Annotated in this window: 12 protein-coding genes; 10 read left to right on the forward strand and 2 right to left on the reverse strand. The window is 43.9% G+C overall.

Annotated features, from left to right (window positions below; genetic code table 11):
* Nucleotides 1-28: 28 nt before the first annotated feature.
* A complete protein-coding gene (tuf, locus tag K5L93_RS12730; protein WP_220720165.1) occupies nt 29-1,213 on the forward strand; it encodes an elongation factor Tu in 1,185 nt (394 codons plus the stop codon).
* A 469-nt stretch (nt 1,214-1,682) separates the two neighbouring features.
* On the opposite strand, the gene K5L93_RS12735 is transcribed toward tuf, so the two are convergent.
* Nucleotides 1,683-4,229 carry an Ig-like domain-containing protein gene (locus K5L93_RS12735; protein WP_220720177.1) on the reverse strand — a complete coding sequence of 849 codons (2,547 nt, stop codon included), beginning with the start codon at nt 4,227-4,229 and terminating at the stop codon, nt 1,683-1,685.
* Between the two features lie 214 nt (nt 4,230-4,443).
* Between K5L93_RS12735 and oxyR the strand changes: the two genes are divergently transcribed.
* The gene (gene oxyR, locus K5L93_RS12740) at nt 4,444-5,334 is read left to right on the forward strand and encodes a DNA-binding transcriptional regulator OxyR (protein ID WP_220720178.1); all 891 of its coding nucleotides are present in this window, start codon (nt 4,444-4,446) and stop codon (nt 5,332-5,334) included.
* Here the strand turns inward: oxyR and K5L93_RS12745 are convergent.
* Complete coding sequence (locus K5L93_RS12745; RefSeq protein ID WP_220720179.1) at nt 5,331-7,904, reverse strand: penicillin-binding protein 1A; 2,574 nt, start codon at nt 7,902-7,904, stop codon at nt 5,331-5,333. The two genes, oxyR and K5L93_RS12745, sit on opposite strands and share 4 nt — an antisense overlap.
* A 160-nt stretch (nt 7,905-8,064) precedes the next feature.
* On the opposite strand from K5L93_RS12745, the gene pilM reads away from it, so the two are divergent.
* From pilM to K5L93_RS12785, 8 genes are all read left to right on the forward strand, one after another.
* Nucleotides 8,065-9,141, forward strand: a complete 1,077-nt coding sequence (pilM, locus tag K5L93_RS12750; RefSeq protein ID WP_220720180.1) for a type IV pilus assembly protein PilM — start codon at nt 8,065-8,067, stop codon at nt 9,139-9,141.
* Complete coding sequence (locus K5L93_RS12755; RefSeq protein ID WP_220720181.1) at nt 9,134-9,709, forward strand: PilN domain-containing protein; 576 nt, start codon at nt 9,134-9,136, stop codon at nt 9,707-9,709. Before pilM ends, K5L93_RS12755 begins: the two co-directional genes overlap by 8 nt.
* Entirely contained in the window at nt 9,709-10,305 is a 597-nt protein-coding gene (locus K5L93_RS12760; RefSeq protein ID WP_220720182.1) for a type IV pilus inner membrane component PilO, read from the forward strand. Before K5L93_RS12755 ends, K5L93_RS12760 begins: the two co-directional genes overlap by 1 nt.
* Nucleotides 10,305-10,829, forward strand: coding sequence for a pilus assembly protein PilP (locus K5L93_RS12765; protein ID WP_220720183.1), 525 nt, complete (start codon nt 10,305-10,307; stop codon nt 10,827-10,829). Before K5L93_RS12760 ends, K5L93_RS12765 begins: the two co-directional genes overlap by 1 nt.
* 10 nt (nt 10,830-10,839) lie before the next feature.
* Nucleotides 10,840-12,912, forward strand: coding sequence for a type IV pilus secretin PilQ (locus K5L93_RS12770; protein WP_220720184.1), 2,073 nt, complete (start codon nt 10,840-10,842; stop codon nt 12,910-12,912).
* A gap of 169 nt (nt 12,913-13,081) precedes the next feature.
* A complete protein-coding gene (aroK, locus tag K5L93_RS12775) occupies nt 13,082-13,597 on the forward strand; it encodes a shikimate kinase AroK (protein WP_040307650.1) in 516 nt (171 codons plus the stop codon).
* Nucleotides 13,598-13,604: 7 nt separating this feature from the next.
* Nucleotides 13,605-14,681 carry a 3-dehydroquinate synthase gene (aroB, locus tag K5L93_RS12780; RefSeq protein WP_220720185.1) on the forward strand — a complete coding sequence of 359 codons (1,077 nt, stop codon included), beginning with the start codon at nt 13,605-13,607 and terminating at the stop codon, nt 14,679-14,681.
* Nucleotides 14,682-14,692: 11 nt separating this feature from the next.
* On the forward strand, nt 14,693-16,171 hold the full coding sequence (locus K5L93_RS12785) for an AAA family ATPase (RefSeq protein WP_220720186.1): 1,479 nt from the start codon (nt 14,693-14,695) through the stop codon (nt 16,169-16,171).
* Nucleotides 16,172-16,173: the final 2 nt, after the last annotated feature.

Raw genomic sequence — 16,173 nt, forward strand, 5'->3', positions numbered from 1 at the left:
GATTGGAATGGAAAAGAAGGTACATATCGTGTCTAAAGAAAAATTTGAACGTTCAAAACCGCACGTAAACGTTGGTACAATTGGCCACGTTGACCACGGTAAAACAACTCTAACAGCTGCTATTACCAACGTACTTGCAAAAGTATACGGTGGTGAAGCTAAAGATTTCGCAGCAATCGATAACGCTCCAGAAGAGCGCGAGCGCGGTATCACCATTTCTACTTCACACGTAGAGTACGACACACCAACTCGTCACTACGCACACGTAGACTGTCCTGGACACGCCGATTACGTTAAAAACATGATCACTGGTGCAGCACAAATGGACGGCGCTATCCTAGTAGTAGCGTCTACAGATGGCCCAATGCCACAAACCCGTGAGCACATCCTACTTTCTCGTCAGGTTGGTGTACCTTACATCATCGTATTCATGAACAAATGTGACATGGTAGACGACGAAGAGCTTCTAGAATTAGTAGAAATGGAAGTACGTGAACTTCTATCAGAATACGAATTCCCAGGTGATGACATTCCAGTAATCCAAGGTTCAGCGCTTAAAGCCCTAGAAGGCGAAGAGCAATGGGAAGCAAAAATCATTGAGCTTGCAGAAGCACTAGATTCTTACATTCCAGAGCCAGAGCGTGACATCGACAAGCCATTCCTACTACCAATTGAAGATGTATTCTCAATTTCAGGTCGTGGTACGGTAGTAACAGGTCGTGTAGAGCGCGGTATCATCAAAGTTTCAGAAGAGATTGAAATTGTTGGTATCAAAGAAACTACAAAAACAACCTGTACAGGTGTTGAAATGTTCCGCAAGCTTCTAGACGAAGGTCGTGCAGGTGAGAACTGTGGTATCTTGTTACGTGGTACTAAGCGTGATGACGTACAGCGTGGTCAAGTATTGGCAGCTCCTGGTTCAATTACTCCACACACCAAGTTTGAAGCAGAAGTATACGTACTAAGCAAAGACGAAGGTGGCCGTCACACGCCATTCTTCAAAGGCTACCGTCCACAGTTCTACTTCCGTACAACTGACGTAACTGGTGCAGTAGAGTTACCAGAAGGCGTAGAAATGGTAATGCCAGGCGACAACTTGAAATTTGTTGTAGAGCTAATTTGCCCAATCGCGATGGACGAAGGTTTACGCTTCGCAATCCGTGAAGGTGGCCGTACAGTAGGTGCGGGTGTTGTAGCTAAAATCTTCGAATAAGAAGACTAGCACAGCAAGAAAAAGGTCGCTTAGGCGGCCTTTTTTGTTTTTAGTGAAAGTCAGAGGGATATTGACTAACTTCGGTGGAACTAATAAAACAGCCCGCAGTTAAATAATGCTGTGAATAGTGATGAGAAAAGTAGTCAGTTAAGTTTGCTTATAAAGGATATCAATTATAACAGTCGAGCTAACTTCCTGATCTAATAGTGACGTTAATCACTTTGCTATTAGATATGTACTCTTCAGAAAATTTCAAATGCTCGCTCAGCAAACCTAAATCGCCTGATTGAAAGAGACGCACATGGCTCTCTGTCACTTAAGGTTGTTACAAATAGCACCTAGATAGCTTATGTCAGAGGCCGCGTGAACACGTGAGTTTCGAATTAGCCAAAAGGCAAAAGAAAGGCCGAACATTCTCATGTTCGGCCTAAACTTAGCTTTGTTATTTTTCGACTTTTAATTGCAGGTTTTAGCCCGCATCAATAATGCTTATAGAGCGGGAGGTGACGACTTCTCCTGGGCTAGTTACAGTGACAGTCATTGTCCCAACGGTGCGACTATTTGGGCTGCTTTCTTGTATTACGCTAAGTCCAATTAAATCACACAGGCGTACCCCATCAGATACAGTAAACGAGGTTTCTCCAGATAGCTCTCCATTATTGGTACTGATAGATACTGTGGTACCAGCAGGCATCTGATTACCATTGAGGTCTTGAACCGTAATTACTAGACCTTGAGAAGAGACAGCGGTTAAATCTACACTGCTAACAGGCACACTGTTGGTCGCATCCGAAATAAGAATGTTAGCACTAGAGGTGGCCATGATAAGAACAACCGAATCTCGGACTTCAACTAAGTCTCGGGTGCAAGCTCCGCTAGCGTCAGCTTCTACTGTACAAGATAAGCCATTAAATAACTCAACCACTGAGTTCGCTGGGGTTGAAGGATCACTACTACCTGTAGCGTTGTCGAACTCATTATTCTGATTGTAATCGCGGAATCGCTCTTCAACGTCGACACTGTCATGATTTATGATGCCACTTGTGTCATAAGTATTATTTTCGTTACTATCCACATAGGCTTCGCCGAGTGCAGTGAAAGTCTCACCAGTATCGAATATGCGGTTACCGTTAACGTCTGAATAGTACTCTTGACCCACTGTAGTGGCTAAGACTGATGCTCGACCTACACCATAGAGATTGTTACCTTGGGTGTTGACAGTGTCACCAGGTATGTATCCTGGCGCATTACAGCTGCCAGCTGGTAAGTTGTATAAGTGACCTTTGGGGCGCGGGTTCTGACTATCCCAGCTCACTGAACAACTACTGTTTGTGTCCTGACCGCTAGTTATGCAATTGCCTGAAACTTGGCCTCCGTCACTTTCAAACAAAATTGCTGTGCCATCTGGTACCGGATTATTATTTTCATCACTGACACGCAGAGTAATCGTACTATTTACGCCATCAACGCCCCAAGCCTCTAAGGCTAACGTGGAAGCTGATAACGACATACTTTGCTGTGACGCTAGCCCTGTTCGAATTGCAAGCGCATTTGACGTAGCTGAAATAATATCTCCAGTATCGGGGTCAGTAAAACTCGCGCTTACAACCACTGAGCCAGACATGTTGCCACTAGTTACACGGGTTAAAACTTCTCCAGAGGCATTAGATTGAGCGCTTAAAGGACTGATTGTTACCCCATGCAAATCTGAATCGAGAGCAAAAGTAACTTCTTGCCCCGATTTTGGGCTGCCAGTTGCGTCGGTCACCACGTATTTAAGCTCCGCGATGGTTTCTCCGACTGACTCCTTCAAAAAGATTGTTTGTGGGGAGGCTGATGAAAAAGTAATGCCACTGGCTTTGGTGGTGGCAATATCAATAGTGTAATTTTGAGGGTCTATCACGCTAATGCTAGGAGTTACGGTAATCGTATCATTCCCGCTACAACCGTCAGCCTGATAGATGGCCGTTGCTACACCATTTACGGTGGTCACGCTATCTGTGATGTTTGCCAGCCCTAGGCTGCTGCAACTAGACGCAAAACCAATTGCTACTGGTGTTGTGTATAACTCACCTTCGCTATCGGTAATTGTTGCGCTAAAGCTAGCTGTTGCGTCAGAGCCTAATGTTTCACCGCTAGCAAGGCTGGAGCTTAGCTCCATCGTTAAGTTTGCTTGACCGACTTGATAGTTAGCGCTAGCGCTAACGCTAAGCTGGTCATTACTCGCTACAATACTGTCTGCGCCGGTGGTTTCCAATTGTGCAAATAAGGTTGCAATAGCTAAGCCGTTTTGGTCAGTTAAAACGGTCTCGGCACTTAAATCTGCATTTGTCGTAGACAAGGAAACAAGTTCATTACTCGCCGGGGTTCCGCCTGTGTAGCTTAAGCTAGCGACAGCAGTGATGGGTGATTCAATTGAAAGACTATTGGTTGGACTACATCCAGCCGGAATTTGATCACGAGCTACGTCGTTACAGTCATACAAGCTAAGCAAAAGCTCATTAGAGCCGCCGCCCGTACCAGAGTTGATCTGCACTTGGTAATTCTCTGACGCCGTGACGGTGACTGAATCACCATTCTCATCGTCGTAGCTGTAGCTAGCAGTCACAGAGTCGGCGTTTGTTGCGTCGGTACGTGCACTCATAGTTGTATGGCCCACACCATTAGCACCAATAAGAATAGTTTCTGCGTTAAGCTCTGCACTACTAGTACTAAGTCCGACCAACTCGTTGGCTATAGAACTGGAATTTGAGAGAGTGACAACAACGTAAGTGTCTGTGTCGCTTGGCACGGTATTGGTTTGAGTACAACCACTTGGAATTAATGCTGTGTCAATGTCATCGGGACAGCTATAAAGAGCGATCCCTAGCGAAGCAGTAGAGCTTGAGCCCCCATCACTTCCATCATCTCCTCCACTGTCATTCCCACCACCACTTAGGTCGACACTTCCGTCGCCACCACATGCGAATAACATAGTACTTATCAATATCAGTAAGCAGTGTTTTAACCACACCATTATCTATTCCTCCTTGACCGCAACAACCTTGTACGCGGGTTTCCTGATAATTTACTTATATATCATATATAAGCAGCAAGTGGCATTACTGTTCGCTTTATTGAGAAGCAAATTGCAAAGTTTTTTAAAAGCAGCGACTTATCACTTGTTTTTGGATGTTGATAGCACTTGTTATTGCTTCCAGTTAAGATACGAGCTCATCTTGGGAGTGGTTATGAATTTAAGAGATTTAGAGTATTTAGTCGCCTTACAAGAGCTTAAGCATTTTCGTAAAGCTGCTGAGAAGTGTTTTGTTAGCCAACCAACTTTAAGTGGGCAAATTCAAAAGCTAGAAGAAGAGCTAGGCTTGTTGTTGATCGAGCGAACATCTAGAAAAGTTATTTTCACTCATGCGGGTGATGAACTAGCAGCTAAAGCACGGGTTATTCTACTGGAAGTGAAAGGCCTCAAAGATATGGCCAAGAGCTTTCAAGCTCCCATGGCTGGTCCCTTACATGTTGGCCTTATACCCACCGTAGCACCTTATTTGTTACCTAAGATAGTACCGCATATTCGCACTGAATTTAGCGAGATGGAGTTGTTTCTTTACGAAGAGCAAACCCATGTATTGTTGCGGCGTTTAGAAGAAGGGGAGTTAGACTGTTTGCTACTTGCCTACCTTCCGGAAATGGAGCGTTTTGGTGCAATTGATTTGTTTGATGAACCATTAATGTTGGCCATGCCTTCTAACCATAAATGGCAACAGCAAGCTGAAGTGGAGCTTTCAGAGCTCAGTGGTGAGCAAGTGCTTATGCTTGAAGATGGACATTGTCTGCGCGATCAAGCGATGGGCTATTGCTTTGCCGCTGGGGCAAAAGAAGATACCAGTTTTAAAGCTACTAGCTTAGAAACCTTGCGGCATATGGTTGCAGCGGGTATGGGGATTACCTTGTTACCAAAACTGGCAATTCCCGACACCGAGGAACAAAGTGGCATCTGCTACAGGAGGTTTAGCTCGCCAGAACCGAGTCGTCGAATAAGTTTGTTATATCGTAATAACTCAGTTCGACGACCCTGCTTTAATCAATTAGCTAAGCTAATTCAACAGCATTCTGCGCTGGTTTAAAAAAGTTCTTCTTCGCTATCGAACACTGAGTTAACAGATTGTTTTACATACTCTGTTGGCTCGGTGCCTTTTTCAAAAAATTCAAAACGGGTTGTATGGTCACTGGCTTTCGTCAGTAACCCTGTGGTGCGGTCGATACGCACTGTTGAGATATTTCGTGGGGCTTGCCAAGCCTGCTCTGGTAAACCAGCTAAACCTACTTCCATAAAATCTATCCAAGCAGGTAGAGCTGTGCGTGCGCCAAACTCTTTCCCAGTAACTTGGTTTTTGTCTAAATTAGCATTATACGACGCTTCACCAAGTTCACGGTTAAAGTCATCAAAGCCTATCCAAGAAGTTACCACTAGGTCGGGGCCAAAGCCGGAGAACCAAGCATCCTTAGCATCATTGGTAGTACCGGTTTTGCCTGCAATGTCTCGACGTTTTAATGCTTTGGCTGCGCGCCAGCCGGTACCGTTCCACCCGGTGTTATGTGCCCAGCTACCGCCACCCCAAACAGCACTATTCATGGCCTGAGAGACTAAGAAAGCATTTTCGGCACTAATAATCCTTGGTGCTAAATCGCTTTCATCGGCAAAAGAGATATCACATTGCTTCAACGGGTCGCCTGATTGGTTCAACAGTTCTTCAAGTTTGGGTGCTTTATCAATGATCTCAAAGCAGCTATCACAAGCTACCTTAGGTACCTGTTGAAATATTATGTTGCCTTCCCCGTCTTCGATTCTATCAATAAAGTACGGGCTTACTAGGTAGCCTCCATTGGCAAATGAACCGTAGGCGCTGGCCACTTGTATCGGAGTTAGCGATGCTGAACCTAGCGATAGTGATTCGTTTCGTGGCAACTCGTTTTTAGGGAAACCAAACTTAGCGAGATGATCAATAATGGTATCTACGCCTAAGTCTCGCATTAATCGCACAGACACGACATTCTTAGATTGGGCTAATGCGACTCTTAAGCGAATAGGGCCGTCGTATACAGGAGGAGAGTTTTTAGGCCTCCACGCAACACCCATAGCCTTATCCCAACGGTTTATTGGGGCGTCATTTTCTAAACTTGCTAAGGTCATGCCTTGCTCAAATGCGGCTGAGTATAAAAAGGGCTTAATATTTGAACCTACTTGACGACTAGCCTGAGTAACTCGGTTAAATTTACTTTGATTAAAGCTAAAGCCACCAACCAGTGCTTCGATCGCTCCATCTAAAGGAGATATAGCAATTAATGCTGCGCCGGCATCAGGCAATTGAGATAGTGAGTAGTTACTAATGTTTTGTTCTGCGTCGTTACTTAAGGCTACTTCGCTTACTTCATCATTACTATTTGCTTGAGTTACTAGTGGCTCAACCCAAATCACATCACCTACATTAAGAATCTCTTGAGCAGACTTTGGCGCAGGGCCTTGCCGAGTATCAGTTATAAAACGCCGAGCCCATTTCATATCATCCCAGGCAATTACGCCAAAAGAGCCGCCTTTTACAATTATTCTGGCTTGTTTATCTTCTACACTTGTCACCGCGGCTGCACGAAGCTCGCCGTAGTTTGGAAAGGCACTTAGCTGCTTAATTATTTCGTCTGCGCCTAATTGAGGCTTTTCACTGCTCCATAGTTGGTTAATGGCCCCACGAAAACCATGGCGTTGGTCATAGCTTTTTAGATTACTTCTTAATGCTTGTGTCGCTGCGTTTTGGCGTTTTGCAGTAACGGTGGTGTAAACATCCATACCGGAGGTATAGGCTTCCTCACCAAATTGTTGAAGTATTTGCTGACGAACCATTTCTGCTAGGTATGGCGCCGCTAAAGTAATTTCAGCTCCATGGTAAGTCGCGGTGATTGGCGCTTGGTTTGCTTCGTCGAACGTTGCTTGATCGATATAGCCCGTTTCTAACATGCGGCCCAAAACCACGCGGCGGCGGTCTTTAGCGCGCTCGGGCGAGCGAATTGGATTTAACGCTGAGGGGGCTTTGGGTAGACCGGCAATGACCGCAATTTGCGGTAAGGTTAGTTGATCTACGGTTTTTCCATAGTAAACCTGAGCTGCGGCGCCCACACCAAATGAGCGATAACCCAAAGGAATTTTGTTTAGATAGAGGGCAAGAATTTCATCTTTAGATAGCTCTTGTTCAATTTTTATCGCTAGGAAGATCTCTTTGATCTTACGTATGTAAGTTTTTTCACGAGTGAGAAAGAAATTACGCGCTACCTGTTGGGTGATGGTGCTTGCGCCTTGGCTTTTTTCTCCGGTAACAATTAGGTTTACTGCTGCTCGAGTAATGCCAATTGGATCAATACCTGGATGAGAATAGAATCTGGCATCTTCTGTTGCTAAAAAAGCCTGCAGCATTTGCTCAGGTACTTCTTCGATCTGTAGAGGAATTCGTCTTTTCTCACCAAACTGAGAAATTAATTCCCCATCAGCACTAAACACTCGCATCGGTGTTTGCAACTGGACATCACGCAATGTTGTGACATCTGGCAATTGTGGCGCAAAATAAAAATATAGTGCGGTGACGGCTGCTAAGCCTAAGCTCGTTCCCAAGAACACTAAAAATAACAGTCTTTTAAGCCATTTCATTCCGAATTTTGCACTCTGTATCTAAAGAATCGCCGATTATATCGTCAAATTGTGACCTGTTTCGACAACTTTCTTAATTACTATTAGCACCTAAATCAATAACCCGTTATTCTGCAACAACAGGTAACTGTTTAAATTTAAAAAAGATAGTTGGCGAGTCATGGTACTAGGGATAGGTAAAAAAACATCGACTGCTCTGCTAGGTATCGACTTTGGTTCCTCCACCATTAAAGGACTTTTACTTTCGAGATCTTCAAAAGGTCTAAAAGTTGAGTCAGTGGCTGAAGTCGAGACACCGGTAGGCGCGTTAGTTGATAACCAAGTTGTTTCTCCGGAAGAGATTACTGAATCTTTGCGTGAATTAAAGCGAAAGCTATCCTCACGCAGCCGTCAGGTGGCGACCGCAGTCGCAGGTAGTCATGTAATTACTAAAGTAATCTACATGGACAGTAGTTTGTCAGAATTAGAGTTAGAGACTCAAGTTGAGCTTGAAGCAGAAAACTCAATTCCATTTCCTATTGATGAAATTAGTCTTGATTTTGAAGTGTTGGGCGTTAACGAAAGTGAGCCTAATCGAAATAATGTGTTACTCAGTGCTGCCCGTACTGAGGCGGTGAGTATTCGTGCCGAAGTATTGGCAAACGCCGATTTTGAGGCGAAGATTGTAGATGTGGAGTCCCACGCGCTGGGACGAGCTTGGAACTTCGTGTTAAGTCAACGAGAAGACGACCCCACTGAAAATAAAATCATTGGGTTAGTCGATATTGGTGAGACCACATTAAACTTTGCCATTTTGGATAAAGGTGAGGTGGTGTATAACCGAGCGCAAAACTTTGGTGGTGCGCAATATACCCAACAAATAGCAAGTTTCTATAGTTTAAGTATCGAAGAAGCTAAAGAGATGAAGGTGAGTGGCCGCTTACCGGAAAACTATGAAATAGATGTGTTTGCTCAATTTGTTAGTGGTGTTATTCAAAATGTACGCCGTCAAGTGTCGCTGTTTTTAAGCTCAAGTGGTTATAAATCTCTCGACGCAATTGCAGTAAGTGGTGGTAGTGCCTTATCTGATGAACTAGTTTTTCAGATGCAAACCGACTTAGAAATGCCAGTGATTAAAGCACAACCATTTAATGAGTGCTTATTTGACCGTGGGATTGATCGAGAGCGGCTTCGTCAGGAAGGCGGGAAGTATATGGTTGCATTAGGGTTGGCCTTAAGGAGTTTTGATAATGTCTAACATTAACCTGCTCCCCTGGCGTGAAGAGGTCAAAACTAAACAAAAACGTGATTTTTGGCTTGCTCTAGCTTCATCTGCTGGCCTAACAGTGTTAGCGCTTTTATTGGTGCAAAACTACTACACTGGTTTACAAGACAGCCAAAATGCTCGAAATCAATTCTTGGAAAAAGAAATTGCTATTTTGGATCATCAAATTGGCGAAATTCGTAAGATTAAAGAGCAAAAGCAAAGTTTAAAAGAACGTATTGCTCTAATTCAAACACTGCAAGAGAGTCGAAATATACCCACTAAGATATTTAATAACTTGCCTTTGATTGCGCCAACCGGAGTGTACTTAGACAGTTTGGCCTTTAAAGACTCTGCAATCAATTTAGATGGTAAAAGTGAAGCTAACTATCGTGTAGCGAGTTTGATGCGTAATATTGAGCAACGTGCATGGCTAGGGACGCCAAGCATTCGTTCGATTGTTGCTTTACCTGGTAAACAAGCAGACATGGAATTGAGTAAATTCCAGCTGAACTTCGCAGTTAATCTAGGCCTTCCTAGTGATAAAAAGGAGGCTAAGTAATGGACTTACAAGAACTTAATGAGCTAGATCTCGAAAGTATTGGCACTTGGCCAAAACTGGCCAAAATCGTCTTTGTTGTAGTTGTTTGTGGCTTAATAGCCGCCGGTTATTACTATTACCAGATCGCTGATGAAAAAACCAAATTAGTTCAGCTTGAGGCAAAAGAGCAAGAGTTACGCCAAAAATTTGAAGTTAAAGCTGCTTTAGCAGGAAACTTGCCTGAGTACCAAAAGCAAGTTGAGGAAATGAAAAAAGCTTTTGCTTCTTTACTAAAGCAGCTTCCTGAAAAGCACGAAATCCCAGGTTTGTTAGATGAGCTTAGTTTTATCGGTATTGATAATGGCCTAGAATTCCGTCGCATTAACTGGGAGCCAGAAGTTGAGCATGAATTTTCTACTGAACTTCCGATTAAATTAGAAGTGAGTGGTAGTTATCATCAACTCGGTGCCTTTGTCAGTGCTGTTGCTGCTTTACCAAGGATTGTGATTTTGGATAACATCACCATGAAAAAACAAGGTGATGGTGGGACATTAAGCATGGCCATGCTAGCCAAAACCTACCGCTACAAAGAAAAGCCGGCGGCTAAGGGGAAATAATGAGAGCACTAGCTATTGGATTAACTCTGCTTGCATTATTTGGTTGTGAAGGTTCGAAGGACGATTTGCAACAATACGTAATGGAAGTAAAGGCGCGTAAAGTTCCGATCAAAGAAGATGTACCTGAAATTAAACCTTTTGAGCACCTAGCTTATCAAGCGAGTGAACGGAGAAACCCCTTTACTAGCCCAGCTCCTGAAGCAGCTAATACCGCTTTGAACACAGAGAAAGAATGCTCTTTAGCGCCAAACGCTGAACGAACTAAACAAGCTTTAGAACAGTTTTCGCTGTCTAGTTTGACCATGCGAGGCATATTAGGTGACGGACCCAGTCTTTGGGCACTTGTTGAAGCGCCAGGTGGTGAGCTATATCGAGTTAAAGAAGGTTACTATTTAGGATTGCATCACGGTGTGATTACTAAAGTTAGTGATCTAGGTTTAGATATTCAAGAAGTTGTTTCAGACGGCGAAGGCTGCTGGAACGAAAGAACTACTCAGCTTTCGCTCTCGAAAGCTGATCAATAGGGAAATAGGCATGAAGGGAAAGATGCTGCAAGGAGTATACAAAAGCGGCTTAGTGTTGGCTGGTGTGTTTTGTTGCATAACGCAGGTATGGGCAAATGCTCAACTTATTCAGTTAAATACTAATCCGATGGTTAAGGGGGCAGTTGAAATTGAACTGCTGTTTGATGGACCCGTCGAAAATGTCAGTGACCATCTCGAGTACTCTCCAAATCAACTTGTGATTGATGTGGCCAATGCTAGTTCGGCTCTTAAAATTAATCCGTTACCCATTGATGGTGGCGGTGTTAAGCAAGTTCAGAGTTTGCAAACAGAGTCAGGCTTACAATTAGTACTTGCATTGGAGCGCTTAGTTCCATACCAAGTGAGTAAAGAGTCGCAGCGAATTTTGGTTAAGCTTGGTGCTTTACCAGTGGCTGCCACAGCGGCGCAAAGTACTGTTGATGATGCATTCGAAAATGCCAGTCGTGTAGAGCATGCGACTATCAATACGGTGCAAGGCATAGACTTTAGACGCGGTAAAGGTGGCTCTGGTCAGATTATGGTAGACCTTAATAACAGCTCTATTGCGGCTGATATTAAGCGCCGAGATAACAGCTTAATTGTTGATTTTTATAATACCGACATCGCTGAAGAAAATGTGTATGTCATGGATGTGAATGACTTCGCAACTCCTGTAGAGAGTGTTGAAGTATTTAAACATGATGCCAAAGTTCAGTTGAAAATCGCTATTGATGGTGAATTTGACTACCGCTACGACCAATCAGGTGAGTTATTTTTAGTTGAAGTTAAGAAGCTTGAAACCGAAGAAGGCGCCAAAGTTGAGTATCAAGGAAAACCCATTTCCCTGAATTTCCAAGATATTCCAGTGCGTACGGTTTTGCAGTTGATTGCTGATTTTAACAAGTTGAATTTAGTTACCACTGATTCAGTTCGCGGAAATATTACTCTGCGTATGGATGATGTTCCTTGGGAGCAAGCGCTTGATATTATTCTTAAAGTTAAAGGCTTAGATAAACGCTTAGACAATAACGTATTGTTAATTGCACCAGCTGCTGAGTTGGCAGAGCAAGAGCGACAGCAGTTAGAAAGTGCCCAGCAAGTGGCTGATTTAGCTCCGCTTTATTCTGAGTATATTGAAGTTAACTACGCTAAAGCCTCGGATTTATCTGCATTACTTAAGAGTGAACAAACTTCTATGTTATCTGAACGAGGTTCAGTAGCCGTTGACGAACGAACTAACACCTTGTTAATTAAAGATACAGAAGAGTCGCTAAATAACATAAAAACCATGGTTAAGAAGCTTGATATTGCTGTTAAGCAAGTGGTTATTGAAGCACGCATGGTTACCGTAACCGATGATGTGAGTGAAGAGCTTGGTATTCGTTGGGGAGTGACTAACTCTGGCTCGGTAGGTAGTAGCACGGGAATTACCTCAGGTACCCTCGAAGGGGCTGATGACGTGTTGGCAGGGAACATTCCTAGTTTAGATGATCGTTTAAACGTTAACTTACCAGTGGCGGATCCAGCTGGGTCGATTGCCTTCCAAGTGGCTAAATTAGCCAATGGCCAGATTCTAGATTTGGAGCTATCAGCGCTGGAGCAAGAAAATAAAGGTGAAGTGATCGCCAGCCCACGTATTACCACGGCTAACCAGAAGGCTGCCTACATTGAGCAGGGTCGTGAGATCCCTTATGTAGAAAATGCCTCAAGTGGCGCTACGTCGGTTACCTTCAAAAAAGCGGTATTAAGCTTACGAGTAACACCTCAGATCACGCCTGACGGTAACGTGATTCTTGATTTGGTGATTACCCAAGATTCTGAAGGTGAAGCTGTGCTTACACCAACGGGCCCTGCGGTTGCAATCAACAAGCAGGAGATTGGTACGCAGGTATTAGTTAAAAATGGGGAAACCATTGTGCTCGGTGGTATTTACCAACAACAAAATATCGACCGTGTGAAGAAAGTGCCAATTTTGGGAGATGTTCCCGGCTTGGGGTACTTATTCCGTACCACCACAGAAAGCGTTAAAAAGAACGAATTGTTAATCTTTGTAACACCTCGAATCTTACTCGACGCTCTTTAATCACCCACCTCCCATCACTTCTATATCGAGTCATTCGGTATAGGAGTGATTTTGCTGTTGCCAAACTCCCCCTCAAACGAGATAATCGCGCCCTGATCTTTTTACTAAGGTTGGTACATCAGGTGCCCGCATTGCGGGGAGAAAATAGACAAGACAAATTTGAAGAAGCATGGCTGAGAAACGAAATATCTTCCTTGTAGGACCAATGGGTGCTGGGAAAAGCACAATTGGTCGTCATTTAGCACAGCAGTTACATTTGCAATTTTACGATACAGATCAAGAGATAGAACGCCGAACTGGTGCAGATATCGCTTGGGTTTTTGATGTAGAAGGCGAAGCAGGATTTAGGGTTCGTGAAGAGGGTGTCATCGACGACCTTTCACAACTTCAAGGCATTGTGTTGGCCACCGGCGGCGGCTCTGTGATTAGTAAAGAGAACCGCAATCACCTTTCTGCTCGTGGTATTGTTGTGTACCTTGAGACCACTATTGATAAACAGTTTGCCCGTACACAGCGTGATAAGCGCCGACCATTACTACAAACTGATGAACCTCGCGAAGTACTTGAGAACTTGGCAGAAGAGCGAAATCCAATGTACTCAGATGTCGCTGACTACACCGTTAAAACAGACGATCAAAGTGCAAAAGCAGTCGCTAACCAAATCATCGAATTACTAGGATTCTAAAATAACAATGGAATGTTTGACCGTTGCTCTAGGCGAGCGCAGCTACCCAATTAGTATTGGACAAGGTTTGTTAAACCAAGTGGAATTATTTAGCTCAGCGATTACCAGTAAAAAGGTAATGGTTGTGACTAATACCAAAGTTGCCCCCCTATATTTAGAGCAGCTGTTGAAGTGTTTAAGTCAGTATCAGGTGGACGTAGTAACCTTGCCAGACGGCGAGCAATACAAAAACTTAGATACCTTAAATCAAATATTTTCTGAGTTATTAGCCAAACAGCACAGCCGTGATACCACCATTGTTGCGCTGGGCGGCGGCGTTATTGGTGACATGGCCGGCTTTGCTGCAGCCTGTTATCAACGAGCAGTGCCTTTTGTTCAAGTGCCTACTACATTGTTATCACAGGTTGATTCATCTGTAGGCGGTAAAACAGCAGTCAATCATCCTTTAGGTAAAAATATGATAGGCGCGTTCTATCAGCCTAAAGCGGTGGTGATTGACATAAATTGTTTAGCTACGTTGGATAAGCGAGAGCTTGCGGCTGGCATGGCGGAAGTGATTAAGTATGGCATTATCTACGATGCAGAGTTTTTTGCATGGTTAGAAACCCATCTTGATCAACTTATGGCACTCGACCCTGAGTTAATGACACGAGCAATTGCGCGTTGTTGTGAAATTAAGGCTGAAGTGGTGGCTAAAGACGAAACCGAGCAAGGTATTCGTGCTTTACTAAACCTTGGTCATACTTTTGGTCACGCGATTGAAGCTGAACAAGGTTACGGCGTTTGGTTACATGGTGAAGCCGTTGGAGCGGGTATGGTTATGGCCGCCGAAACTGCTGAACTAGCGGGTATGATTGGTCAAAGTGAAGTAACACGTATGCGGACGTTGATTGAACGTGCTGGCCTACCCATTGTGCCACCAACAGGTATGGGCTTGGCTGAGTTTATTCCGCATATGATGCGCGACAAGAAAGTATTGGATGGAAAACTCCGTTTAGTTCTACCTAGCTCTATTGGTACAGCAGAAGTAGTTGATACAATTACTGAAAGTGATATAAAAACAGTTATCGATCGATTTCAATAAGGCAAATTTGAATGGTGGGAGTGCGGCGTGATGCCGAGTTTGCACAATTGCAAAGTCAATTGCGCTTACGCGATAGGCTGATCACTCAAATTCGCTTTAATGCTAAGCTGATTTGCGTTAACGGAGATGCTGGTGCTGGTAAGTCCTCGTTAGCTAATGCTGTTCTAGAAAACGCTGCTTTTGCTCATCACGCTTTAGTGACCGCGACCAGTGAACAAGACGGTCGCTTACGGCGTGATCTACTGCAGCAATTACTGAAAGATCCGCTGTTTAATCAAGACGATCCATTATTCGACAGTTTTCAACGCAATGTAAAAGAAACCTCTGCGCCGCTCATTATCATCATAGATGCAGCGCATAATGTTAGTGTAGAGCTACTAAACGAGTTGGTGGAGTTCTACCAGCATTACAATCAGTTGTATCAGCATGATTTATCATTAATACTGTTTGCCGAATCTAGTAGTAGTTTTAATGCGCAACTGGATGCGCTAAGCAATCAGGTTCTCTATTTTGATGTCCTGCCTTTAAATAATACTGAATCTTTCGAGTTGGCTTCACTACTATTTAATCGTGCTGACTACGTGGCGGAATTTGAGAACCAGCAAGCCATTGAGCAGCACATCGCCTCGGCGAAAGGAAATCCTCGTTTAATTTATCAGTTTGTCGATCAAATCGTTACCGGAGATATTCCCATGGCGGAAGCAAGTACCCCAAATAGAAGTAAATTATATATCGTTATTGCGGTGGTGTTATGTGCAGCGGTAGCTGGTTTACTGGTGCAAGTTATCAACGACTGGGGTGGCAATGAACAGAGCGATGACAGCCGTATTGCCTTAGCCTTAATGGAAGAGCCTACTTTAGCCAATGGTAGCTCACCTAGCCAAAGTGCTGCTAATAAATCGCAACAAAATAGCTCAGAGTTCGTTGGTTCAAATAGCGAAGCAGAAACGGCAGAGCTGCCATCGCAAGATCTACCTAAAGAGCTAGATTTAACCAGCCAAAGCTCAGAGTCTGAGTTGCGGGTAGTGGTGGAAGATGACGTGGTTAATAAGCTCCTGGCTGAACAAAGCCAGCCTAGTGAAGACACTGAGCTCGTCGCTCAAATTCAAGATAGTGGCAATTTGTTGGCAGAATCTGCCGAAGAGGTAGCTGTCGAGCAAGTGCCTAGCGATGTAACTCAACAAGAAGTTCCTATTAAGGTCACTAACGTAAAAGCCCTGTTGGATGCTAAGCCAAGCAAGCGTTATACCCTTCAGTTAATGGCGCTAAATAATCGCGAAAAAGCACAACAGTTTGTGTCGGCTCGACAATGGGCGCATGAGGTGTGGGTATACCGTTCTAGCGCCAATCCAAATGTTCCTTATAAAATTATTTATGGTGACTTTGCCACGCGCGAAGAAGCCCAAGCCGCTCGCAATAGTTTAAAACAGCAAAATCTTGATTCTTTGATTAAGCAATTTAAACAGGTTCAGTTTGAATTGACTCAGTAGTA

The organism is Agarivorans litoreus, assembly GCF_019649015.1.
Classification (GTDB): Bacteria; Pseudomonadota; Gammaproteobacteria; order Enterobacterales; family Celerinatantimonadaceae; genus Agarivorans; species Agarivorans litoreus.

What these genes read in the sequence shown, in the direction of transcription:
- K5L93_RS12735 (WP_220720177.1), bottom strand. Translation starts at nt 4,229, where the DNA reads ATGGTGTGGTTAAAACACTGCTTACTGATATTGATAAGTACTATGTTA.
- oxyR (WP_220720178.1), top strand. Translation starts at nt 4,444, where the DNA reads ATGAATTTAAGAGATTTAGAGTATTTAGTCGCCTTACAAGAGCTTAAG.
- K5L93_RS12745 (WP_220720179.1), bottom strand. Translation starts at nt 7,904, where the DNA reads ATGAAATGGCTTAAAAGACTGTTATTTTTAGTGTTCTTGGGAACGAGC.
- pilM (WP_220720180.1), top strand. Translation starts at nt 8,065, where the DNA reads ATGGTACTAGGGATAGGTAAAAAAACATCGACTGCTCTGCTAGGTATC.
- K5L93_RS12755 (WP_220720181.1), top strand. Translation starts at nt 9,134, where the DNA reads ATGTCTAACATTAACCTGCTCCCCTGGCGTGAAGAGGTCAAAACTAAA.
- K5L93_RS12760 (WP_220720182.1), top strand. Translation starts at nt 9,709, where the DNA reads ATGGACTTACAAGAACTTAATGAGCTAGATCTCGAAAGTATTGGCACT.
- K5L93_RS12765 (WP_220720183.1), top strand. Translation starts at nt 10,305, where the DNA reads ATGAGAGCACTAGCTATTGGATTAACTCTGCTTGCATTATTTGGTTGT.
- K5L93_RS12770 (WP_220720184.1), top strand. Translation starts at nt 10,840, where the DNA reads ATGAAGGGAAAGATGCTGCAAGGAGTATACAAAAGCGGCTTAGTGTTG.
- aroK (WP_040307650.1), top strand. Translation starts at nt 13,082, where the DNA reads ATGGCTGAGAAACGAAATATCTTCCTTGTAGGACCAATGGGTGCTGGG.
- aroB (WP_220720185.1), top strand. Translation starts at nt 13,605, where the DNA reads ATGGAATGTTTGACCGTTGCTCTAGGCGAGCGCAGCTACCCAATTAGT.
- K5L93_RS12785 (WP_220720186.1), top strand. Translation starts at nt 14,693, where the DNA reads ATGGTGGGAGTGCGGCGTGATGCCGAGTTTGCACAATTGCAAAGTCAA.